Source organism: Candidatus Accumulibacter similis (assembly GCA_013347225.1).
Classification (GTDB): Bacteria; Pseudomonadota; Gammaproteobacteria; order Burkholderiales; family Rhodocyclaceae; genus Accumulibacter; species Accumulibacter similis.
Genome location: CP054595.1, coordinates 2,048,349 through 2,072,823, shown reverse-complemented (window position 1 = coordinate 2,072,823; position 24,475 = coordinate 2,048,349). Strand labels below are relative to the sequence as shown.

The following is a 24,475-nucleotide window of genomic DNA, read 5'->3' as shown; positions in this document are numbered from 1 at the left end:
CCCCGGCAGCGTTGCCTCGCGTAGGCATGCTGGCGACGGTACGCAATCGCCGGGGTGTGATTTCTGCGGTAGATCCTTTCGCCGCCCGTCATGACGCCCAGTTGCTGCACATGGTCACCATCGAATTCAGTGACTCGGATGGCGAGGCGGAAGAAACCCTGTTGTGGGAGCGAGAGCGAGAGCCCGTGCTGCTGGAGCCCAACGCACTGCCTCGCATAGCCCTTGATGCACCGATGCGCATGCGCGACTTCCTAGCTTTGCAGCGGGCTACGCGATGGACGGCCGTCACGCCCTTTCTGTCGGCTCGATCGCCCCAAACGCGCGCCGAGCTAGTTCCCACCGCGCCGGTCTATGGCGCCGTCAGCGCCGATGACTTCCAACTCGTCCCGTTGGCGCGCGCCATGCGCATGCCTCGCGTCTCGTTGCTGCTGGCCGACGACGTCGGCCTGGGCAAGACCGTCGAGGCGGGCCTGATCCTGGCCGAACTGGTGCGCAAGCGCCGCATCCGGCGCGTTCTGATCCTGACGCCCGCTTCACTGCGCACCCAGTGGCAGCAGGAAATGGAAGACAAGTTCTCCCTCGGCTTCGACATCGTCGACAAGGCGGCCACCCACAAGCTGCAGAAGGACATGGGCCTGGACGCCAACCCCTGGCGCGCGCTGCCCAGGATCATCACCTCGTACCACTACCTCCGGCAGCCCGACGTGCTGGAGCAGTTCATCGCCAACTGCCGCTCCACCCAGTCCCACCAAGGTGCGCAGCTGCCCTGGGATTTACTGATCGTCGATGAGGCGCACAACCTCATGCCGTCGAATTTCGGCCAGGACAGCGATCTGTCCGACATGCTGCGAATGCTGACGCCATGGTTTGAGCATCGGCTGTTCCTGACGGCCACGCCTCACAACGGGCACACCCGATGCTTTTCGGGCCTGTTGGAGCAGCTGGACCCGGTCCGCTTCACGCGCACGCCAGAATTCACCGAAAAAGAGCGCCAGATGATTGGCGACGTGCTGATCCGCCGGCTGAAGAGTGAGATCAACGGGCAGGACAAAGAGGCTGGGCGCCCGCCGCGCTTTGCCACGCGCTATCTCGAACCGCTGCCCCTGTACTTGCCCAAGGCCGAAAAGGAACTGGCCACGGCAGTGCGAGCTTTCTGTGTCGCCCTGAAGCGCCAGATCATCGCTGCACCTGAAGCACGGACCGTCCTCAACTTCGCCATTGAAGTGCTGCGCAAGCGTTTGCTCTCCAGCTCCGTCACCTTCGCCGACAGCTGGCTCCGCTTCAAGGCCGGCCTGGCGGAACGGGAAGCCACGCAGGCCAGCGAAGTGCTGGCGGCCAAGCGGGCATTGCAGGAGGACATCGACGACGACCAGGAACGTGAAAGCCGCAACCTGCACGCGACCCATGTCGTCGGTGCCTGGATGCATCCCTACCTGGGCAACCTCACCGCAGAAATCGCGGCGGTCGACACGGCGCTTCACGCCTTGAAGCTGGATCAACTTCCCGTCGTCAACAAGGTGCCGACGGTCGATGCCCGCTTCGACCGCCTGAAAGACCTGGTGAAGCAGCGCCTGCGCAACGCCGAAGCCTGGAACGGTGACGAGCGGCTGATCGTCTTCACCGAATACAAGACGACCCTGGACTATGTTGTTCAGCGCCTGGAGCGCGAGTTCGGTGCCGACAGCGGCGCGATCATCAAGCTCTACGGTGGCATGAGCGACGAAGACCGTGAGCGCATCAAGCTCGCCTTCAACGACCCCGATTCGCCGGTGCAGATTCTGGTGGCAACCGATGCAGCATCAGAAGGCTTGAACCTCCAGCACACGGCCCGACTGTTGATGCACTTCGAGATTCCCTGGAGCCCTTCGCGTCTTGAACAGCGCAACGGCCGCATTGACCGCCATGGCCAATCACGCGATGTGACCATCTACCACTTCGCCAGCGACGACGATGCCGACCTGGCTTTTGTCGCCCGCGTTCTGGAAAAGGTCAATGGCATCCGCGAAGACCTGGGATCCGTCGGCGAACTCTTCGATGCGGCCTTCCAGCGCCGCATGATGGAGTTCAACGACGACAAGTTCGTGTTCTCCGAGCTTGAGCGCGAAATCAAGAAGCGCCAGTCAGAGTCAGACGATGCCCGCGTGCAAACCCAGGAGAGGGGAACCGAAGACCGTGCCCGGTTCGAACAGTTGCTGGCCGATCTGGACCTCAGCCCGGTGACGCTTCAAGAGACCTTGCGCATCGCCTTGGGCCTGGGCTCTGCGCAAGAACCGATGGACGGGCCCGACGCCCGGGGCCGCATGCGGCTGCGGTCGCCCTTGCCATCGCGCTGGCAGGCGGTGGTGGACGACAGCTTGCGGCTGCGTGCGAACAAGGGCGTCGCCGGTGCGATGCCCTGGCTGGTGTTCGACAACCAGCACTTCATCCACACGATCAACGGCCGACCCGTCTTCCGCCCGTCGATGGACACAGTGCTGCTGCACCTCGGGCACCCGGTCATGCGGCAGGCGCTGGCGTCCTTCGCACGCCTGCGCTTCCCCGGCGGCCAGAGCGAGTTCACGCCGCCCAGCCGCTGGGTGGTCACCCGCGGCCCAGTGCCTGCTGGTGCGGACGCACTGCTGCTGGTGACCGTGGAAGAGATGGCCGTCAACGAGCTGCGCGAAACCTTTCACCACTGGGTGCGCACAGTTGTTTTGCCGATAAAGGGCTGCGTGCTTGGCGATGCAGTGGCCTACGCCGGGCCCCATGGCGCTGCGCAGCCGGGGGTCGAAGATCCCGGCGGTACGGCGAGGGCTCGGGAGATCTGGGACGGCGTGGATGACGAGGTTCGGACCTGGATCAACAACTACCGGACCCAATTGACCACGACGATCAGCGCCGAACTGAAAGCGGCTGGTGCCGAGGCCACGGCGTTCGAGAAGGAGGCCTTCGAGCGTCGAATCCGGGAGGTGTCCGCGCTACAGCGTACCGCCAGCATCGAGAAGATCAAGCGAGAGATCGAGGAGCAGCGCACCGCAGCCTTGCAATATTCGCTGCTGGAAGACGCCAACGCTTTGGCGGAACAGAAGCTGCGCGGCCTGCAGGACGAGTTGAAGCGCCGCCAAGGCCAGTACGGCGATCTGCAGGAACGGCTCGTCCAGGAGCGGGATCGGGTCGTTAACCACGTCTTGCCTGCGCGGTTCAGCCTGCGGTCGACGGCGCAGGTCTTCCCGGTCACGGTCGAGATCCGGATCCCGGGGGCTGCGGCATGAACCACAACATCGCTTGGTGGAGCAGCCTGAACCACGGTGGTCTGCTGATTTCGCCAGACAAGATCTCCACGGCCTTTGCCGCCGAATTGCCCGCACTGTCGACCTTGCATGCCGACAAGCTGCGCCGCGCCCTCACGGCCTTTGATGGCACCAATGAGCGCCTGAGCGCCTTGCTCGACTTCATGCTGCAGGATCTGTCAGCCTTGCCTGAAGCTGAGTGGCAGAAGGCGCAAGGCGTCGATGCGCGCTGGGCGCTGCGCAGCTTCACCGGCGCACTGATCAAGGCGCGGCGTGTCTGGCAAGGACTGCAAGGAGAAGTGCTGCCGGTATTCGTGCCGGACGAGGGCGCGTCCCGCCAGTTCGCCGGCCGCCTGGGTGTCGGTCGTTCGCGCCAGTTGCTGAGCCGCGTGGTGGAGTGGCTGCGTCAGAAGCAGCAGCCCCTGGCGCTGGTCACCAACGGGCGCCAATGGCGCCTCGTGCATGCCGGCCAGGACTATGATGCCTGGTGCGAGTGGGACATCGACTTGTGGTTTGTCGAAGGTCTGCCGGGGCCGCAGGTCATGGCGTGGCGGCACCTGCTGTCCCGCGACGCCTTGGCGGCACCAACCGAGAAGGCCGAAAGCCCCTTGCTCGGCGCCATCCTGGCCTCGCGCAAGGGTCAGGCCGATCTGTCGGCCGTACTGGGCGAGCGCGTCCGCCAGGGCGTGGAAGAGCTGATCACGGCCTCGCATAGCGCCATCGAGCAGGCCCAGCAAGCGGGCACTGCACCGGCCTTTGCCGACCTCTACGTGGCCGGCTCGCGCATCGTCATGCGCTGCATCATCACGCTGTTCGCCGAAGCCCGGAACCTGCTGCCCGTCGACAACCCGATCTACCAGCGCGCCTACAGCCTGGAGGGCCTGCGGCAGAGCCTGGACCGTCGCGCCAGCGGCCGGGGCAACGAACGACTGGCTCAGGGCCGCAGCGCCTGGCCGCGGCTGATGGCGCTGTTCGGCCTGGTATATCACGGCTCTTCGCACGAGGCACTGCCGGTGCCCCAGTACAGCGGCGGCCTGTTCGAGCCGGGTGATCCGCAATCCGGGGACGGCATTTCGCGCGCCCTTGCGCTGCTGGAAAGTCCGGGCAACGCCATTACCGACCGCCAGGTTCAGCACATGCTGCGCCTGCTGACACGAACGCGCTTGCGGCTGCGCCAAGGCCGAAAGAACACGCTGGTGGACGCGCCGGTAGACTTCTCGGCACTGTCGTCCGAGTACATCGGCGTCCTGTACGAAGGCCTGCTGGACTTCGAGCTGAAGCAGGCCGCAGCCGACGACCCGGTAGTGTTCCTGGCGGTGGGCAACGAGCCTGCCCTGACCCTGTCGCAACTGGAGGGAATGGACGACGCCACCATCAAGCAGCTTTTCGAGGCGCTGAAGAAGAAGGACAAACCCGACGCCGGCGAGGACGATTCAGGAGGCGACGAATCTGAAGAGCCGGAGCCGCCAGACGAGCCGATCGACGCGGACGCGGCGGATGAGCCTCCTGAACCCGAGGCCGAGGCGGAGCCCGAGGTCGTCGAATCGGACGACGAACTGGTTCTCAGCGCCGACCACCTCGCACGTGCCCAGACCTGGCTGGAAAAGGCGGCGGTGCTAGCCGGCCTGGTCAAGAAGCCGCGCGGCCGCAAACCTGCCGGCAGCGTCGAAGACACCGAAGCCTTGGCGAAGGCCGCGAGGCAACTGTGCGCCCGACTGGTGGCACCGGGACAGTTCTTCCTGGTGCGCTGGGGCGGTACGCGCAAAGGCGCCGGCACATTCTATACCCGGCCGCAACTGGCGGCGCCCACCGTGCGCCGGACGCTACAGCCGCTCGCCTACGACGCCGTCAGTACCGAGGTGGATGAGCGCACCGGCCTCGACACGGTGGTGGAGTGGGTGCCCAAGCGGCCCGAGGCCATCCTGGCCCTGAAGGTCTGCGACCCCGCGATGGGCTCGGGCTCCTTCCTGGCCGGCGCGCTGCGCTACCTGACCGACGCGCTGGTGGCCTCGCTACACCACCACAAGCTGATCGAGCGCGCCGAAGATGGTGGTGTGCCGCGCATGGCCGACGGCCAAATCTCCGAGGTGCTGAGCGACGAGCTGTTGAAGCTCAACCCCTCGCATGAAGGCTTCGAGGAAGCGCTGCGCGCCCAGCTAAAGCGCCACATTGTCGAGCGCTGCCTATACGGCGTGGATCTGGATCCGCTGGCGGTCGAGCTTGGGCGAATGGCGCTGTGGGTCGAGACCATGGACCGGGATCTTCCCTTCGGGTTCCTGGACCATAAGCTGAAGGTCGGCAATTCGCTGGTCGGCGCCTGGTTCGATACCTACCGCGACTATCCCGCAATGGCCTGGGCGCGCGAAGGCGGCGACAAGGACTACCACAAGGACAAACCCGGCAACCTGGTCAACCACTTCTACGTGAACGCCAAGGGCAAGAAGCAGGGCGACAAGTTCACGGCGGCCATCAACAACCAGGGCAAGGCCGTGCCCGAGCAACTGCGCGCACAGTTGGCGGGCCAGATGAACCTTGGCTCGGCGACCGAAGCCAGCGACGTGCATGACGAACTGCTGAAAGTCTTCCGCGCGCTGCACCGCCTGCCAGTGCATGACAGTGACAAGCGCGCCACCATGTACCGCGACAAGGTATTGAATAACCCGCACTACCACGCACTCAAGGCCCGGATGGACCTGTGGTGCACGCTGTGGTTCTGGCCCGGCGAACAGATCGATTTGGCGCCGCTTCCGTTCGATTTTGTGCTACCCGGAGAGGCAGCGCTCGCGCTGGCCCGAGACGAGGCACGCCGGCGCCGCTTCTTCCACTGGGAGCTGGAGTTCCCGGATGTGTTCACGGCCAGCCAGCCCGGCTTTGACGCCATGCTGGGCAACCCACCGTGGGAGATCCAGAAGCCCAATTCCAAGGAGTTCTTCTCCAACCACGACCCGCTCTACCGCGCCTACGGCAAGCAGGAGGCGCTGGCCAAACAATTGGACTACTTCAAGAGCCTGCCAACGCTAGAACACCAATGGATTGCCTACAACGCCGGCATCAAGGGCATGTCCAACTGGGTGAAGTGTGTGGGGCAGCCATTCGGTGACCGCGTCACCACCGACAAGGACGGCAAGAAGAAGCACGACCTGAACCTGGGTGGCCGAGGCCAGAACGGCTTTGCCGAGTCAACCCGGCTGCATGCGAAGTGGAAGGCGCAGCGCAGCAAGCGCAAGGGCTTTGCAGACCCGGCACACCCCTTCGTGCACCAGGGCTCGGCGGACCTGAACACCTACAAGATGTTCCTGGAGCTCTGCCATGCGCTGCTGCGGTCCCAGGGGCGCATGGGCATGATCGTGCCCAGCGGTATTTACGCGGACAAAGGCACCTTGCAGCTGCGTGAGATGTTTCTGGATCATTGTGATTGGCAGTGGGTATTTGGATTTGAGAATCGGGAAGCTGTTTTCGACATTCACCGATCCTTCAAGTTCTGTGCGGTCATCATACAGAAGGGTGGCCGGACAGCGGTAATTCGATCCGGTTTCATGCACCGCAACGTGGACGATTGGGCTCAGGCTGATAAATACGCCCTCTCATATCCGAGAGAGCGCGTCATTCAACTCTCGCCGTATTCGAAAGCATTGCTAGAGATTCGCAGCGAGCGGGACGTTCGCGTGCTTGAGAAGATTTACGCGAATGGTGTATTGCTAGGCGACCCTAGCGAACGCGGTTGGGGCGCCAACTACGCTACCGAGTTTGACATGACCAGTGATTCAAAGTTGTTCTCGCCAACGTGGAAATGGGAGACCCAGGGCTACCAAGCAGATGAATATGGACACTGGTTGAAAGGGCCATGGGCCAACTATGTGGGACCGAGAAATGTCCTTGAGCGGGAAGTGGACTTGGTCTTGTCAAGAGATGGGATTCATGCGCTCAGTGTGAATCAGATTGAAAGTGTGGCGCTTCCATTATTCCAAGGCGCCATGGTCAATCAATACGAATGGTGCGGATCAGCCTACTCAGGCGGTGCGGGGCAGAGAATATCCTGGCGTCGGCTTCACCCAAGTCAAGAACGGGTTATTGCCCCCCAGTTCTTGATGGACGCCCAAGTTTTTTCGCAGCGTGGCAAGAGAATTACTCCGTATAGATTTGGATTCAGAGGTATTTCAAACACAACAAATGCCCGTACGTTTATCGGCGCATCTATCCCCGCGCTGCCGTCGAGCAATATGCTTCCGATACTGTTTATGCGCAATTGTGTCGCTGTTTGTAAGATCAACGCAGTAGTCAACTCCTTTGCGGTCGACTACTTTGCACGGGTGCGAATCTCCACAGGAACTGGGGCTGTCGCCATGACCTACAGTTCTATTGCCGAGATCCCATTAGTCAAAGAGGTTGGAGAGGTAGCCGAGGAAGCAATCGTTTTGCATTCTGCCGCGCTCAACTGGACTGGGCCTTTATTCAGTAGAAATTGGATTGAATTGCGCCTCGTTTATCCCTCGATCGGGAATGTTAGCCTGATGAAATTAATGTCTATAACATATCATGATAGGTTGCGGCGGCGGGTCATTCTTGATGCTCTTGTGGCCTACTGCCAAGGACTGAGTTTCGATGACTTACGTTTTGTGCTTGAAGACTGCGACAAACCTTTGGCGACACAGGGAGTTGCCCCATCAAACCCAAAAGGACTTTGGCGAGTGGACAAAGACAAACACCCCGAGCTACGTCACACGGTATTGTCACTTATTGCATTCAAGGACTTGGAGCAGAAAGGGCTAAACGGATTCTTGACGCAGAATGAGGGCGATGGTTGGTTGGTGCCAGAGACCCTGCGCCTGGCCGAATTCAGCATGGGTCAAGACGACCGGGCCCAGGAGCCGCAGCCCGTGGCGTCGCGGCTTGGACCGAGGTTCCTGGATTGGCAGCTAGGCCAGGATGTCACTCGCTCTTGGGAAGAATGCGCAGCGCATGCCACGCTGATCCGCCGCATCGTTCCACCGCAGTATCCGACTGACGACGCCAGCAGCACCGCACTGCTGGCCGCAGAGGAACCGGCTGCCTACAAGCAGGGAGGCTTGTTCTGATGTTGAACCCCATCACCTACACCGAGCAGGTGGTCGGCGACTTTCTGCGCTACCAGCTCAGCACCTACGCGTTTGCGGATGCGGGCCTGTACCAGCAGATGCGAGCATTGCTGAACCTGGAGCAGACACGCAACACGCCGTTGATGAAAGGCCCCTTCATTTCGCTGTCGCGCACCTTCCAGCAGGGGGCCTCGCTGGAGCAACTGGTGAAGGATGCGATACTGCACCCGCACCTGCGCCAGTTGTCGCCTTATCCGTCGGCCTATCTGCATCAGGAGCAGGCGATCCGCGCGATCCATGCTGGCCAACCGACGCTGGTGGCCACGGGCACTGGCTCGGGCAAGACCGAGTGCTTCCTGCTGCCGATCATCAGCCGCTGCCTGCAACTGCGTGACCAGGCGGCGCCGGCAGGTATCACCGCCGTGATCGTCTATCCGATGAATGCGTTGGCTGAAGATCAGTTGCAGCGCATGCGAGCCCTACTCGCTGGCACGGGCGTCAGCTTCGGGATGTACGTTGGCAAAACGCCGCGTACCGAGGCTGATGTGACCGGAGTGCGCCTGCCGCCGGGCAGCACGGCGACCGACTACAAGGCCAAGCTGGCCATCATGCAGCTTCAGAATCAGGACCGCGCGCTCCATCCTGCGGAAGAGCGTGCCAGCCGCGAGGCGATGCGCAAGCCGGGTGACCAGCCGCGCATCCTGCTGACCAACGTGAAGCAGTTGGAACTGCTGCTGACCCGCCAGCAGGATCTGGATCTGTTCGATAACGCGCCGCTCGAATTTCTGGTGTTCGACGAGGCACACACTTTCACCGGCGCACAGGGCGGCGAGACCGCCTGCCTGATCCGGCGTTTGCGTGCCTACTGCGGCAAGGACGAAGCCAGCACGACCTGTATCGCCACGTCCGCGACGATCGCCGACCCGGTGAACGGGCTGGAAGCCGGACGCGACTTTGCCAGTCGCTTTTTCGGGGTCGATGGCAGCAAGGTGGCGCTGGTCGGCGAGTCCTACGAGAATGATCTGTGGGGCACCCCACGCAAGGCCAGCCCACCGTTGAACGGCAACCAGGCGCTACAGCTACAGACCTTGCTGGAGGTGTTGAGTCAGGTGGACCGCGACGATGCCGGCGAAGCGGCGGTGCAGTCGCTGCGCGTGTGGTTTCAATCGGCTACCGGCGACCGCCTGCCGGCGGGCAACTGGCGCGAGGCGATGTGCCAGTGGCTGAGTCACAACGAAGTCGTATTCCAGATTGCCGAGGCGCTGCGCAAACCACGCAAGCTGCAAGACCTTCTGACCAGCTTAGGTGACACCCTCGGGCGGCCGATTTCGCAGGAAGAGATTCTGGTGTGGCTGGCCCTGGGCGCTGCTTCGCGCCAGGGCGGGCGACCGCTGTTGCGTCCGGTGGTTCACGGCTTTGTCCGCGGCGTGAGTGGTGCAGTGGTGACCTTCCCCGAACTGAGCAAGGAAGCCCGCTTGTGGTTGTCAGCCGAAGACGCGTTGGCGGATGATGCCGACTTGCATCGCTTCCCGTTGCTGAGTTGCACCACTTGCGGTCAGCACTACTTCGAGCATGGCCTTGAAGACTTCAACTTCACCGGCCCGAAGCCGGGCGGCGGCAGTGCGGAGGGCTCAGGACGGGTCTGGCGCGGCACCGAGATCAATCTGGGCGGCCTTCGGGCCTTGTCGCTGGACCACCAGGTGGGCGCGGAGACCGAAGACGACCCCGTGCGTACCGAGACGCTGTTTGCCTGCCGCTACTGCGGCACTGTGCATGACAGCAATGTTACCGAGTGTGTCGGCTGCGGCCGCGACAAGGTGTTGAAGCCGCTGTACTTCGTCCAGCAGAAGGAAGATAACCCGGGCAAGCTAACCCGGTGTGTGTCCTGCGGTGCGACCGGTCGCCGATTCAGCGGCAGTTACCGCGAGCCCGCCCGCCCGGTACGAGCTACGACGGTGGCCGACGTGCACGTCCTGGCGCAAAGCATGATCCACCGCGCCGAGCGCCGACGCCTACTGGTCTTCGCCGACAACCGTCAGGACGCGGCGTTTCAGGCGGGCTGGATGCAGGATCGCTCGCGCCGGTTTCGCTTGCGCGAACTAATCTTCCAGAAACTGCGGCAGGCGCCGATTTCGGTGAGCGACCTGACCTTGTGGCTGGATGTAACGCTGGATGCCGATGACGAGTTATCGAGGGCCTTGATACCCGAGGTTTGGCGGGCGGAGCCGAAGTCCGAGGCGGGCCAGGCGCACGGGCAGGAACGCAAGTGGTTCTTGCGTGTGCAGATACTGCGGGAACTGTCGGTGGGGGGGCGGCAGCGCGTCGGCCTGGAGCCGATGGGGCGCCTGAAGATCGACTACCTGGGGCTCAAAGACGATCACCCAGTGCTGCTGCGTTGGGCCAAGCGCCTCGGGTGCAAGGTCGAGGCATTGGTCGACGGCGTAGCTTCCTTACTGGATGCGGCGCGCTCACGTCGCATGTTGTTCGACAGCGTGACGAAGGTGTACTCGAAGTTCTGGCTCGACGGTGAGGTCCAGATGCTGCGCGGCTATCTGCCTTCGATGAAGGGGGTTCCTTCTGCGCTCAAGTTCCAGCGCGACACGCAGGACGACGATGGCCGCATCAAGCAGTGGTACAGCAGCTACGGAACTGTGGCCAAGCAGGCGGCGGCGGCATGGGGTGTCGTGCCGGACGAGGTTCAGCCATTTCTTGATGAAATGTGGAAGCTGGTCAGCGAAGACCTTCAGTTGTTGGCGCCGGTACAGTTGCTGGGGGCACGAGGCAGGTTGCTGCCGGGCTGCGCGGGCGCGCATCAGGTCGATGTCAACCGGCTGATGTTGCGCCCGGACACGGGCATGTACCGCTGCCAAACCTGCCGCCGGCTGCATGCGCGCAGCAACCCCGGCATGACCTGCATGGCATGGCGCTGCAGCGGTACGCTAGTGTTCGAGCCGGAGAATCTGGACAACTACGATCTGCTGATGCTCGACCAGGAATTCGCGATGCTGAGGGCGAAGGAGCACTCGGCACAGATTCCGGGGGCCGAGCGCGAACGTATCGAGAATGCCTTCAAGAGCGACGGCGAACGCATCAACACGCTGGTGTGCACGCCGACCCTGGAGATGGGGGTGAACATCGGGTCGCTGGACGCGGTGCTGATGCGCAATGTGCCACCGCTGCCCGCCAACTATTGGCAGCGGGCAGGGCGGGCGGGCCGCCAGTTCCGCATGGCGCTGGACATCACCTATGCACGGGCGGCCAGCCATGACCGGGCCTATTTCAACGAGCCGCTGAAAATGCTGGAAGGGCTGGTCGAGCCGCCCAGCTTCAATCTGCGCAACCCGGTTATGGTGGCCAAGCATGTTCATGCCGCAGTGCTGACTTCCTTGTTCAGTATGCTGCGAGCAAAGGCTTTGCCGGAGGGCCAACTCGAGGCATTGCAGAACGCCATGCGTACCTGCCTGCCGCAGCAGATCAAGTCGTTCTTGTTCACGCCGGAGGGTTTGGTGCGACCGGCGCCGATGACCGTCGATGCGCTCGCGGATGTGATACGCCAGCATCGGGCCAGCCTGATGCTTGCGGTGCAGGCCGCGTTCCAGCAGGGGTGGCCGGAAACCGATGCCGAGGTCGTCAACCCGATACGCTTGCAGAACATCATCGATCGGGTGACTGCTGAATTGCAGGTCGTGGTCGACCGGCTGTTCCAGCGGCTGCAATGGGCTTTGGGGCAGTTGCAGCGACTGCGCAAGGTCGCTGCAGCCAAGGGCTCGATGGACCCGGATGAAGAAGCGCTGCGCAGCCGCTGCGAGCGGCTGGTCAAGAAATTGAAGGGCGAAGCCCGGCGCCGCGCCAATCAGGCAGAAGGCATTGACGACACCAATACTTATGGTGTGCTCGCCGCGGAAGGCTTTCTGCCGGGCTACGGGCTCGACACGGGCACTGTCAGCATCACGCACGTGGCACCACGCTTCGGCTCGGATATCTCGGATTGGGAGTTGCGGCGTAATAGCGCCCTGGCCGTGCGCGAATACGTGCCCGGCAACCTGATCTATGCCAACGCCCACAAGTTCGTGCCGCGCACCTTTCACTTGGTGCCGGAAGAGCCGATCGTCTTTGCGGTCGATCTGGCGAATGAGTCCATCGAGGAAACCGGTGGGTTGGGCCGCGTGGCGGCGCCGACGCAGGCGGGGGCCATCGGCGTGACCAGCATCTTCGGCGTCCAGGTCTGCGACGTTGACGCACCGCATCACTCGTACATCTCGGACGATGAGGACTACCGTTTCCAGATGCCGGTGGCGGTGTTCGGCCAAGATCAGGGCCGGCATTCCGGCGGGCCCGCCTACGAATGGGGGGCGGCCACACTGCATCTGAAACATGGCCTGCACATGCGGCTGGTCAACGTCGGCGCTGCGGCTCAGGTGAAGTCGCGCGGCGACCTGGGCTATCCCGTCTGTCTGGTATGTGGTCAGAGTCGCTCGCCGATGAGCACACAGAGAGAGTTGGACGCTTTCAACGAGCATCACATCGAGCGCTGCGGGCGCCCGATCCAGAAGATCGCCTTCTATGCCGAGGTGGTGGCCGATTCATTGGTGTTGCCCGACTGCGCCTCCAAGGAAGCGGCGTACAGCCTGATGGAGTCACTGCGCCAAGGCGCCGCCGAGGTGCTGGACATGGAGATTTCCGACCTCCAGGTGCAGGTGTTGGGCAAACCCGGGACAGAAAAATACGACGCACTGCTGTATGACCCGATGCCCGGCGGATCGGGCCTGCTGGAGCAGATGCTTGCCCACTGGCCCGCAGTGGTCGAGCACACCTTAGCCCTGGTCGAGGATTGCCCGTCGGCCTGTGAAACCTCGTGTGTGGACTGCCTGCAGCACTTCCGCAATTCGTTCTACCACGCCGAACTGAATCGCCATACCGCGCAGGCATATCTGCGTGAGTGGGGGGCGGAAGTTCGTTTCAGCCACGTGATCCCGGCGGTCTTGCCCGACGAAACACGGTTACAGAAACCTGGCAATCCACCGGAGCAGCAACTCGCGGCGATGCTCAGGGCCGCCGGCCTGGTCAACTTCGAGACTGAGAAACCGATCGCGCTGAGCGGTGGAATCACCACCCGGCCGGACGTCTATTTCCATGCGCCCAACGATCAGTATGAGGGCGTTTGCGTGTACCTGGACGGCATGAGCGAGCACCTGCACGGCAACGCGGTAACAGCGACCAAAGACCGGCAGATTCGTGATGAGTTGCTGAACACTGAATACGAGGTGGTGGCGATTCAGTACCAGGATCTGTATGACAAGACCGTTATGCGGACCCACATGCGCCGTATCGCCAGGGCGGTTGTGGGAAGAATCAAGGCCAGGGAAGTGGAGGCTTCTGATGACTGGTTCGTCGATCAGAAGCCGGGCTCTCCCTCTGTGCCGAGCGACGCGACGGTCAATGTCAGCGCGACGATCTACCCGTTTCCGGCCATCCATCCGTCAGCACCGAATTTCATGCCCTATGAAAACTGCGTACCCCTCAGCACGCTGAAGGCGGCAGCCGGTCTGTGGAGCGAAGAGCAATCCGCCCTGGCCGGACTTGCCGATCAAACCGAGGAATGGGCGGTGCTGGAGGAGTTCAAGCTGGTGAAGGGCATGTTCGTGGCGCAGGTCATTGGACATTCGATGGAACCTCTGGTGCCTTCCGGCAGTTATTGCCTCTTCCGGCCCGTGCCTGGCGGCACGAAAGAAGGCCGCAAGCTGCTCGTCTGGCATGCCGGGGTCACAGACGAGGAAACCAGTGGTCAGTACACGCTCAAGGTCTACCACAGCGAGAAGGCGGCTGATGGCGATGCCGTGCTCAATGAGCGGGTTGTCCTCAAACCGATCAATCCCGACTTCAGTGCTATTGTGCTGAAGCCAGCCGCCGAGGGGGATGTTCGCGCCGTCGCCGAGTTGGTGCGGGTACTTTGACGCGAGGCGTGAGGGGCTAGAGAGTGGTGAGTGAGTCACGAGTTGCCTTGCTGGGCAGGCGTGAGAGCGCACATTTCCTGACAGTAGAGGACGGCTACCCGCCGACGTTGGGAGCACCCTTGGCACATCGTCGGTACACCTGCACAGAGAATTCCCATGAGTACAGATGCGCTGTTCTGTTCGCTTTCTTCACAACGTATCGCTGAACTGATTCGCGCTGCCCGACAGTCAGTTTGCTACGCCGCGCCGGGCATTCAGTCTGACGAGGCACTGGCGATGGTCGAGACGGGTGGCCGATTGGGGTCGGAAATGCTCACCGTTTGCCTGGATTTCGACGAGCGCGTGATGCGCATGGGCTATGGGGAGATTAGCGCAGTCAAACTGCTGCGCGATGCCGGCGTCAGCGTCCGCAGCGCCCCCGGCCTACGCACTGCGCTGGTGATCGTTGACGACACTGGCTTTGTTTTCACCCCGACCGCCCTGTATCTCGAAGCTGAACCCACCGGTAGTGTGGCACCCAACGCCATACGCATGTCTGGCGAGCAGATGGCCGAAGCTTTGGCTCGTCTCTCACCAGCCGCCAAGGCGATTGCCGTAGCGCAAGCGAAAACTCCCGAAGAGAAGCTGCGCATCGAAGCCTTGCCGTTGGACGTAGGGTCGGCGCAGGTAACGGATGACCAATTCGCCAAGGTCGGTATCAACCTGAAAGAAGCTCCGCCGGTCCGCTTCGATCTTGCGCGGCAGGTTCGGGTATTCGAGCCGTATCTACAATATGTGGAATTAAGCCTCACCGGTGCCGCCATTCAGCGCCATCGACTGGCGATTCCACCCAGCATCCAGAAGCTGGGGAGCAGTAAGGATCTGGAAAACAGGTTGCGCACGACCTTCGAACTGATCGAAAAGGGCAGCAAACTTTCGTCCAAACCACTCGAAGACGCGCTCAACGATATTCGCAAGAACTTCACGCCGTCGCTGGGCAAGGATCATGGACGAGTGGTGCTGAAGGCGGCCAAATCTCATTTGATCGAACGACTGACCACGTTCCGCGAGAAGTTGAAGAAACACCAGGCTGACGTAGCGGCAGAATTGCAGAAGCATCTGGACGAATCGCGCGAGCAGATCATCGCCTACTACCTGCCGCGCGTGATCGAAACCCCACCGGACGCCTTGCTTGGTCAATTGCTCAGCGGCAAACCATCGGATGACGATGCCCGATACTGGCTCAAAGAGGAGCTTGACCTTGTTTTTCCCAGCGCCGAATCACTCATCCAAGAAATGAAACTGAACGAGCGCTTCAAGGATGTGACATTCGAGACCTTGAACCGCAAAGACTTTCTTGAGTCAGTCAAAGTTGCGTTTCCGAAGGTCAATTGGGATACGGCATACGATGAATTCAGGGCCGTGGGCGAGCGTGACGGGAAGAAAGGCACAGAATGAGCAAGGCCCGAAGCCCCTGAGCGCCGTCCCGCCGGCACCAACTTGGTCAGCCCAAGCGCAGGAAGCGATCAACCCGCTTTCCCGTTCAACGGAATCACCTCGGCCCCTACCTTCAGCTTGCCGAGGTAGTCCGCCCATTGCTGCATCATGGCCTGGCGCTCTTTCAGGAACTTGGTCCGGTTGTAGGCGGTGCCAAGGGCATCAGGAACCTGATGCGCGAGCTGATGCTGGATGACGTTCGGTTTGCCACTGCGCAGTTCTCCGAGGTGAAGGAACAACAGCCCTCTGCGCGACTGGCTGCCCGTTGCCCGTCGTATCACTGGTAAGAACGATCGCTCACGCGATGGCACGAATCGGCTTGACGACCGCATCAGGCATCACCGTCATGCAGCACGCGGCCCAATCCGCCATCAGCGCAGCACGCTTGGTGAACTGCGAACCTCTCTGATACGCACGCTCGACGGCATCCGGCAACTGGTGCGCCAGCGCGTGCTCGGCGACTTCGCGCGGATAGTTCGTCGTCTCCGCCGCCCACATCCGAAAGGTGCTGCGGAAACCGTGCACGGTCACACCGTCGCCGTTGGCATCCACCCACACCGGCTTGTCATCGCCGTTCATGCGACGGATCACGGCAGTCAGCGACATATCCGACAGCGGTTGCCCCTTCATGCCGGCAAAGACGGTCTCGCCATCCCTTGGCATCGACTCCAGCAACGCCAACGCGGCATCGCTCAAAGGAACCTCATGCTCGCGCCGCGCCTTCATGCGCTCGGCGGGTATCGTCCACACCTTGCCCGCGAGATCGAACTCGGCCCATCGCGCCCCGCGAACCTCTCCCGAGCGGCACGCCGTCAGAATGCAGAACTCCACCGCTCGCGCCGACACCCCCTCTCGTGCGCGCAGAACGGCCATGAAGGCAGCGATGCGCTGCCACGGCAGCGACGGATGGTTGCGCGTCCGACTGGACCTGCTGATGGTGGCCAGCAGGTTCTCCAGATGCCCTTTCCAGCGGGCAGGATTTTCGCCGCTGCGGTAACCACTGGTGGTCGCCCAGTCCAGCACGGACTCGATACGGCCGCGCAGGCGGCTGGCCGTTTCGGTTTTGCTCTCCCAGATGGCTGCCAGGCACTTCACGACCAGACCCGTGTCGACATCGGCTACCGGCAGATGGCCCAGCACCGGGCTGGCGTACGTCTTGAGGGTGTTGGTCCACTGGTCCGCGTGCTTCGCGTTCTTCCAGCCCGCCTTGTGCGTCTGGATATACGCCTCGGCACACTGATCGAAAGTCATCATCTTGGCGGCGGCCAGCGCGTCGGCGATCTTCTTCTGCTTCTTGGCGACCAAAGGATTGATGCCGTCGACAAGCAGCTTCCGTGCGTCCGCCGCTTTCTGCCGCGCCTCAGCCAGACTCACGGTATGCGTCGGTCCCAGCCCCATTCCGTACGGCTTGCCGGCCACCATGTAGCGAAACAGCCACGACTTGGCGCCCGTGGCGGTGATCTGGAGCGTCAAACCGCCACCGTCGCCATACAGCCCAGGCTTGGTGAGCTTGCTGACCTGCAGTGCAGAAAGTCGTTGCTGTTGGCGTGCCATACCATCCGTCCCACTATCAAAACGACTATCAAAATGTAGCTGGATTTGGCGGGATTGTACAGGACTATCCTGGACGCGTCCATTCTGTAGGTTATTGTTATGTATCGCATTTTGCGTACTTCATGGGATCATTCTGGACTGCTAACAGGCGGACACCGCTTCCGCCAGACAGTACAGTAACCGATTGTTTTCCGGCATCATGGAGCAGCGGCCCCTGCCCACGGTCGGCCTCCGCGCCGGCGATGGCCTTTTCTGTCGGGCTCGTTCTGTACGCCTGCGGAGCCCTGCACTGATCCTCATGACCCACCACCATGGGCCAGTGCGATGAGGCCCCGCATGGCAAGCCTGAACGCGCCGACATCGACGCTGATGACCAAGGGGTCGATGTGCAAGGCTGGTAGCGACAGGAAAGGTTGAGCTCGTCGCCCGAGCCCGCTGTTGCCGGCGCCGGCAAGGAACGGCCGGCCTGCGGCCAATGCCTTTCTGCCAACGCGGCTCAGCGGGACCGCGCCTGATCGAAGTCGGCGCGGTTGTGCTCATCGGTAAACAGGCGCGCCGCTTCCGGCTGCTCACCATTGCGACAGGTGACGATGACATTGGCCAGCACCTGCCGCTTCTGCAGCACTTCGACCGCGCAGCGGCCGTAGACGCTCTCGATCGTTGCCAGGAGGTTGCGCGAATAGGGGGTGGCGAGCGCGCTGTCGAGAATCAGGTTGGCAATCAGCAGGCCCTGCCGGTCGAGTACGCGGCGCGTTGCCTGCCAGAACTCGCGTGTCACCAGATGCCCCGGAATCGACGAGTGGGCGCCGTAGACGTCGACGAGGACGGCGGCGAAGCGTTGCTCGCTGCGGATGACGAAACGGCGGGCGTCGTCGGCGACGAAATCGCCGCTCGCCGTCTCGTGCAGGAAGTGCTTCTCGGCAATCCCGCGCACCGCCGGGTCAATATCGACGTAGGTGTAGTGGTTCTCCGGCTCGCGGTGCGAGACGGTGAAGCCGCCGGCGCCGAGGACCAGGATGTGGCGCCCGCGAAACTGCAGCTCATCGAGGAGCATGCCGCGAATGTGCCTGATGTAGCGCGCGTAGCGTGGCGGGTCGGATTCGTCGATGAGCGAAGCGAAAGAGTTGTTGTTGCGCATCGCTCGGCCGTTGATGGCGCCCTCGTAGGCGGCCGGTTCCACCAGATAGCTGGCGTAGGCGGTCTCGATCTGCGGCCGCAGCCAGGCATTGGCGGTCACCGTCGCGACAGCGACTGCCACCGCGACGAGCGCAGCCGACCAGGCGCGTGGGCGCAGCAGCGCGTGGCCGGCGAGCAGCAGCAGCGCGCAGAATCCGACCGCAGCCGAGACGCCGAGCCATTGCATCAGCAGCAGCGATAGCGAGAGCGAGCCGAGAAAAGAGCCGAGTGTCGAGTAGTACAGCGCCTCGCCACTGGCCTCGCCAACCCGCTCGTGCTGCAACAGGTTGCTCAGGATCGGCACGGTCTGCCCGAGCAGCCAGGCAACCGGACAGAGCACGCAGCCGATCAGCAAAAGATAGGCGATCTCCGGCGGGTTGATCGCCGTGAAGACGAGATCGACGCCAACGCCCGACAGCCCGACGCCGATCAGCAGCGCGGCAAGCAGGAAGTTCCTAGCGACGACCGCGACGTAATCCGCGGCCACCCTGGCGCCGGCGTGGTACCCGAGCGCCAGCGCCAGCAGGAAGAAGCCGATCGTCGGCGCCGTGACGACGATCGAACTGCCCATGTGCGGAATGATCTGGCGCAAGGCGATGACCTCGGCGCCGAGCGAGCAGAAGCCCTCGATGAAGACAACGGCAAACAGCAGGAAGCGGGCCATCGGCAACTCGGGCCGTTGCCCGACGGTCGTCGCCAACTAGAGACCCGCCCCGCTTCGCCCGCGGTCGTCTTCGAGGAAGCGCGGCACCAGCTCCGGCGGTACCTGCAGGCGATCGAGCAGCGTCTCGCGGTTGATGTGCAGCAGGCCCTGCACTGCGCTCAGGTCATCGGTGATCGCCGGGTCGGTCCAGCCGTCGGCAGTGTGGCGGGCAAGATCAACCGCCAGCTTGACGTTGCGTACGCGCGGCAACTGCGCGTTGCCGTCATCCATCATGGTGACCAACAACTCCGGCAGGTGCCAGGCATGACAGAGGGCCAATTGCAGTTCGGCCAGCGGAAAACCCAGGACTGCCTGCTGCACCACGCCGCTGCGCAGGCTGCGGTCGGCATGCTGGCGCTGGCGCATCTCCAGCGCCAGCTCCGGTGCCGTGCACCAGACGAGGATTTCCGCCGTATCGTGCAGCAGTGCGGCGAGGGCGACCTCCTCGACATTCATGTCGTGGCGTGCGAAGGCCCATTCGTGCGCGTAGCGTGCCGCACGCTGCGTCCTCAGGACAACCTGCAGTACGCCGAGCAGTGCGGCCGGCTGCGGCCCGAGCCTGCCCTCGAGCGTCTGCGGGCGGTCGAAGGCGCGAAAGAACGGCTCGACGCCGAGCATCATCACCGCACCGGCAATGTTCGTGATGTCGCCGCGCAAGCGCCGGCTACCCACCGACTGGATGTACGCGAGGACACGCACTGCCAGCAGCGGATCCTGCAGTACGATGTCGGTGATCTGACGACCGCCGACGCGGTCGATGTTCTGTCGCGCCTCGTCAAGACGGCGAACCGTCTGCCGCAGGACCGGAATCTCCTCGCTGGTGATCTGGCTCAGCCAGGCTGCGAGGTCACGGGGTGGGCGCTTGTCGAGCATGCTTACTGACTCCAAGTCCTGAGGACCTGCTGCGAAGCGGTGGGGCCGACCGGGAGACGGCACGATCGCCCGGATGGTAGCCGCAGCCGCCGCGGCTCGCAAGCGCGGCGGCGCCGGGAATCGTCGGCGGACCGCTCAGAACCGCTCGTCGGCGCGCAGGTAGCGCCACTCGCCTTGCGGCAGCCTGCCGAGCGACACGCTGCCGATGCGCACGCAACGGAACTCGCGCACGTGCAAGCCCTCCAGCGCGCACATGCGCGGAATCTGCTGTTTCAGGCTCTGGCGCAGAACGATGCGCAGACGCTGCTCGCCGAGCCAAGAGACGTCGGCCGGCGGCAGCCGGATACCGTCCAGAACCGGTCCGTGCCGCAGTCGCGCCAGCCCATCGGCTGCCAGAACACCATCGACCAGGACGTGGTACTCCTTCTCCAGACGAGCGTCGCCACCCGCCAGCCGTCGCGCCACACTGCCCTCCTGGGTGAACACCAGCATCCCGCCAGCAGCCGCATCGAGCGCACCCGCGGGCGCCAATCCGCGCAGGTGAGCGAGCACGAAACGCTTCGCGGAGCCATCTTCGGTCCATCGGTTGTCGGCACGAATGCGGGCCGCCGGATTCTCGCGCCCCGTGGCCTCCGCCACATCGGCGGCAGGAGGAGGCTTGTGGAACAGGATGGTGACGCTCTCGCTGCGGTGCTTGCTCGTCGCATCCCTGATTTCTATCCTCGCCTTCGGGTTGACGCGCGCGCCGAGACGGTTGATGACGACGCCATCGACGCTGACCCAGCCGTTCTCGATCCACTCGTCGGCCTCGCGGCGCGAACACGCCGCCAGTTCGCTGACCAGTCTGGACAGCCGTGGCGGCTCTTTCGCCATACCGGGTCTGCCCGAGGCGGCCGCGGGCGGGTTCGCCGGCGGTTCGGCGGCAAGCTCTGGCAACCTCGGCCCAGCTTCAGCAACGCCACTGCCGAGAACCGCCACACCATCGGCGACCCGCACCGGCGGGCAGGCGCGGGCACCAGTGCTGCGTGCGACGCCGCGTGCCGGATGCTGCTTCTTCGGCGTACCGGGCTGCCGTGCGGCCGGACGTACGCCGCCTGCCGCGTCAACGCCTGCCGCACCGTCGGTCGTCGCGCGAGCGTCGCGCCCTTTCTGCCGCGGCGCACCGGAGCCCCGTCCGGTGCCTGCCGGCAGGAGGCGTGAGCCACGCTCGTCACCGGCAACCGCTCGCTCGAGACCGGCATCCGGGCGACCGTCGTTCGCCACCGCCGGCCGCGCCGGCGCCGCGACCGCGGATCGCTCCTGCCGTGGCGGCTTGCCGGCTGCCGCAACCGGGGCATCGTCCTCGGTACGGCGCCGGCCGACATGCTTGGTCGCCGCCGGTTGGCCACGGATCGGGCGGCGGGGGCGGCCGCTCCGTTCGCCGGCAGCGGCATCGGCGGCAGTCTTTGCGGGCAGTTTGAGGGTCGGGCGCGACATGGCTGGGGCTTTCGTGGCAACGAGTGCCCAGTTTACGCCAGAAGTCGACCAGCGTCTTGCGCGTTCACCGTGCCGGTGGTGGCGGTGGCGCCCCAAGCGGCGGTGGCGGCACCGCCGGCGGCAGCGGCGGTGGTGGTGGTGGCACCCCATGCGGTGGGGGCGGTGGCGGCGGCAGCGCCACCCCTGCCGCCGCAGCGCCATCGCCGCTTCGCAGAGGGTAGCCGCCGATGACCGGCACCTTGTGGCCACGCCCGTACATGCACTGCACGTAACTCTGGTCGTAACGCTGCTGCAGGGCGTAACCCGAGGCATTTCCGGCCGCGGCACCGCTGACGCTGCCGGCCAGGAGGCCGAACCCGGCACCAACCGCAGCGCCGCTGGAGCCATCGACTGCCGCACCCACCGCGGCGCCGATTGCGGTTCCCAGGACGGCGCTGGTGGCCGCCGAATCGACCACCGCGCCTGCAGGCGTCTGCGGGCCGATCGAGCGCCCGGCGTAGGCCCGGCAGACCTGGTCGTCGAAGCGGAACTGTTCGAAAGTCCGCCCCGATCCCGGCAGGGCCATGACCGCCGGCCCTTCCGGCGGCAGGCTGACACAGGCGCAGAGCGGCAGGGTTGCAAGCAGCGGCGCGTAACGATGGCGGGGCATGAATGGCGGCATGGTATTGGTGACACGGGTGGCGATACGCTTTTGCCCGCACCGACACTGCCCGGTGCACGCTCGACAGGATTCATAACGCAGGCCGCCGGCAACGGCTGACACACTTCGCCAGGCGTGATTGCCGAGTCTGCTGTGCGCAAACAGCGTTGCAAGCGGATGGCATGTGTCGTCACAGCCTGTTTCTGGTACGCTAGCGACGATGGTGCAGACAACATGGAGCCAACCAATCCTGTCCTGCACAGCCTTCGGCACTGACGGGCGGCGTGCAGGAACGCGGCGCCGGCCGGAAACTTGCCGAGAGGAGGCGGCGCCGGCGTTGCGGCGCAGCGAACTCACCGGGATCTGACTGCGAGCATGCCACAACATCCGGAAAGTGCCATCGGTAACCTCGCCGACCTGGAAGCAGGACAGATCGCGCTCTCGCGCTTCATCGTCCAGCGCGCGGACGGGCTTCATGTGCAGCCGGCGCGACTCGAATCGGCAACGGACTTTGCCGACTTCGTCAATCGCGTCTTCAACACCGGCCTCTATTTCCGCGGGCTGGACTACGCGCGCTTCATCGCGCTGCTCTACGGTAGCGCCGCAGGTGGTGGCGATGGCGCAGCGGAGGAGGTGCCGCTGGCTGCCGACATCACCTTTTTCCGACCCGAGCGCCAGGCGCTGTACAAGGAATTCCTGATCGACGGTGATGAGGCTACGTACCTCTTCGAGCCACTCTACCTCGAGGCGGCCGACGGTGAACTGGCAGCGGAGACCCGCGTGCGGCTCGACATCGACGAGTTCATCGCCAGCGCCTGGGCGCAAGGGGTGCGTTTCGGAATCGACGTCGCCGCGGTGTGCGCAGGATTCGAGGTCGACAGGGTCGAGCGCCGGGTCATCGCCCGCACCCTGCCCTTCGTACCCGGCAAGGACGCCGAGGTGTGCGAACTGGCGCCTGGACTGCATCGCAACAACGCGCCCCGCCGCCTGCTCGGAGACCGTGTCGATCTGCGCCAGTTCGAGACGCGCTACCCGCAGGTCGCCGCCGGCCTGCGCCTGGTGCGGAAGAACCCGCGCACTCCGGGCGTCGATGGGTGGACCCTTGGCGGCCAGGCAGTGCCGGCACCGCTGCCGAAGGACTTCGACCTCGCGAGCCTGGCCGGCCCCGGCACCCGCACCAGCCGCGAGGACGGTGTCGAGTACCTGCTGGCGACGGTCTGCGGCTTCCTCAGCATTGACCGCCAGAGCAACCAGTTTTCGGTGACGGACAAGATCGTCAGCCATGAAGGCGTCAGCGTCCGAACCACCGGCGACCTGCTGCTGACCGGTGAGGAGTACGAGCAACACGGAGAGATCCAGGAGAAGCGCGTCGTCCAGTGTCGCAGCATCACCGCCTACGCCGACGTTTACGGCAGGATCGTCTCCACCGGCGGCGTCGTGCGACTCAAGCGCAACCTCGTCGGCGGCAGCGCGAGCAACGAGGAAGGCGACATCATCGTCGACGGAATGGCTTCCGGCGCCACCCTGACCGCTCTCGCGGGCTGCATCACCGTCAAGCGGGCGGACAACTGTGTCCTCGTTGCTCGCCAGGTGGTCGTCGACCAAGCCACGAACTGCAACATCGTCGCCGAAGAACTGACGATCGAGGTCGCCGAGGCCTGCGCGCTGGCGACACGGACGACCCGCCTTGGCAGCACGCGGGCGCGACGGGAACTCGACACCGTGCTGCTGCTGCTGCTGCCCGACCTCAGCGCCTACGACGCCAGGGTGAGTGCCCTGCGTGGCAAGCGGGTGGCGACCGAGAAGGCGATCGCCACCCACCGCGCCCGCATCGACGTCTTGCGCAGCGACAAGGAGGTCGCCAGCTACCTGGCGCTCGCGCAGCGGCTGCGCAATCACGAAGCGACGCTGCGTGCCGACCAGCAGGTCGGCTGGCGCAGGCTGTCGGCGCTCGTCGCGCCAACCCTGCGCTCGCTGTCGCAGTTGTCCGAACTGGTGAAGGAACTGGCGGCGGAGTCGGCGGCATTCGGCCAACAGATCGATGCCGTTCTGGCCGCCCGGGAAGAGGCGTGCAGCAAGGTCAACTGCGACATTGCCCGGGTCGAGGGAGAAACGCGGGTCAGTGCGCTGCTGCCACGACCCGCCGAGCTGCCACTGCACGCGCTGCCGCCGAAGGAGCTGAAAGCGCGCATGCGCCGCACCGATGCCGCCACCCGGCTGCTGTTCGCCGGCGACGCTGGCCAGTTCTCGTGGAGCTACCGCAGCCGACCCGCCTGACG

General features: G+C 64.0%; 10 protein-coding genes and 1 pseudogene. 5 read left to right on the top strand and 6 right to left on the bottom strand.

The features are described from left to right. Positions 1-26: 26 nt before the first annotated feature. The 4 genes from HT579_09525 to HT579_09510 all read left to right on the top strand — a co-directional run bounded on the left by HT579_09525 (position 27) and on the right by HT579_09510 (position 15,735). Positions 27-3,251, top strand: coding sequence for a DEAD/DEAH box helicase family protein (locus tag HT579_09525; GenBank protein ID QKS31587.1), 3,225 nt, complete (start codon positions 27-29; stop codon positions 3,249-3,251). Beyond that, positions 3,248-8,344: a hypothetical protein gene (locus tag HT579_09520; GenBank protein QKS29128.1), complete on the top strand. Its 5,097-nt coding sequence runs from the start codon at positions 3,248-3,250 to the stop codon at positions 8,342-8,344. The genes HT579_09525 and HT579_09520 overlap by 4 nt, the downstream gene beginning before the upstream one ends. After that, positions 8,344-14,298 (top strand): DEAD/DEAH box helicase, encoded by a 5,955-nt coding sequence (locus HT579_09515; GenBank protein ID QKS29127.1) that lies wholly within the window; start codon positions 8,344-8,346, stop codon positions 14,296-14,298. Before HT579_09520 ends, HT579_09515 begins: the two co-directional genes overlap by 1 nt. 156 nt (positions 14,299-14,454) lie before the next feature. Further along, positions 14,455-15,735 (top strand): hypothetical protein, encoded by a 1,281-nt coding sequence (locus HT579_09510; protein ID QKS29126.1) that lies wholly within the window; start codon positions 14,455-14,457, stop codon positions 15,733-15,735. Positions 15,736-15,803: 68 nt separating this feature from the next. On the opposite strand, the pseudogene HT579_09505 reads toward HT579_09510, so the two are convergent. The 6 genes and pseudogenes from HT579_09505 to HT579_09480 all read right to left on the bottom strand — a co-directional run bounded on the left by HT579_09505 (position 15,804) and on the right by HT579_09480 (position 22,205). Then, positions 15,804-15,980 (bottom strand): annotated as a pseudogene (locus HT579_09505) (integrase). Between the two features lie 91 nt (positions 15,981-16,071). Then, positions 16,072-17,328 (bottom strand): integrase arm-type DNA-binding domain-containing protein, encoded by a 1,257-nt coding sequence (locus HT579_09500; protein QKS29125.1) that lies wholly within the window; start codon positions 17,326-17,328, stop codon positions 16,072-16,074. Positions 17,329-17,824: 496 nt separating this feature from the next. After that, entirely contained in the window at positions 17,825-19,168 is a 1,344-nt protein-coding gene (locus tag HT579_09495) for a fused MFS/spermidine synthase (protein ID QKS29124.1), read from the bottom strand. A 36-nt stretch (positions 19,169-19,204) separates the two neighbouring features. Next, the gene (locus HT579_09490; protein ID QKS29123.1) at positions 19,205-20,080 is read right to left on the bottom strand and encodes an HDOD domain-containing protein; all 876 of its coding nucleotides are present in this window, start codon (positions 20,078-20,080) and stop codon (positions 19,205-19,207) included. A gap of 135 nt (positions 20,081-20,215) precedes the next feature. Beyond that, positions 20,216-21,556, bottom strand: coding sequence for a pseudouridine synthase (locus tag HT579_09485; GenBank protein ID QKS29122.1), 1,341 nt, complete (start codon positions 21,554-21,556; stop codon positions 20,216-20,218). A 64-nt stretch (positions 21,557-21,620) separates the two neighbouring features. Then, positions 21,621-22,205: a hypothetical protein gene (locus HT579_09480; protein ID QKS29121.1), complete on the bottom strand. Its 585-nt coding sequence runs from the start codon at positions 22,203-22,205 to the stop codon at positions 21,621-21,623. A 366-nt stretch (positions 22,206-22,571) separates the two neighbouring features. Here HT579_09480 and HT579_09475 point away from each other — a divergent pair, with 366 nt between their 5' ends. Next, positions 22,572-24,473 carry a DUF342 domain-containing protein gene (locus HT579_09475; protein ID QKS29120.1) on the top strand — a complete coding sequence of 634 codons (1,902 nt, stop codon included), beginning with the start codon at positions 22,572-22,574 and terminating at the stop codon, positions 24,471-24,473. Positions 24,474-24,475: the final 2 nt, after the last annotated feature.

Coding starts and splice junctions, on each gene's coding strand:
- HT579_09495 (QKS29124.1), bottom strand. CDS start 19,168: ATGGCCCGCTTCCTGCTGTTTGCCGTTGTCTTCATCGAGGGCTTCTGC.
- HT579_09520 (QKS29128.1), top strand. CDS start 3,248: ATGAACCACAACATCGCTTGGTGGAGCAGCCTGAACCACGGTGGTCTG.
- HT579_09515 (QKS29127.1), top strand. CDS start 8,344: ATGTTGAACCCCATCACCTACACCGAGCAGGTGGTCGGCGACTTTCTG.
- HT579_09500 (QKS29125.1), bottom strand. CDS start 17,328: ATGGCACGCCAACAGCAACGACTTTCTGCACTGCAGGTCAGCAAGCTC.
- HT579_09490 (QKS29123.1), bottom strand. CDS start 20,080: ATGCTCGACAAGCGCCCACCCCGTGACCTCGCAGCCTGGCTGAGCCAG.
- HT579_09485 (QKS29122.1), bottom strand. CDS start 21,556: ATGTCGCGCCCGACCCTCAAACTGCCCGCAAAGACTGCCGCCGATGCC.
- HT579_09475 (QKS29120.1), top strand. CDS start 22,572: ATGCCACAACATCCGGAAAGTGCCATCGGTAACCTCGCCGACCTGGAA.
- HT579_09480 (QKS29121.1), bottom strand. CDS start 22,205: ATGCCCCGCCATCGTTACGCGCCGCTGCTTGCAACCCTGCCGCTCTGC.
- HT579_09525 (QKS31587.1), top strand. CDS start 27: ATGCTGGCGACGGTACGCAATCGCCGGGGTGTGATTTCTGCGGTAGAT.
- HT579_09510 (QKS29126.1), top strand. CDS start 14,455: ATGAGTACAGATGCGCTGTTCTGTTCGCTTTCTTCACAACGTATCGCT.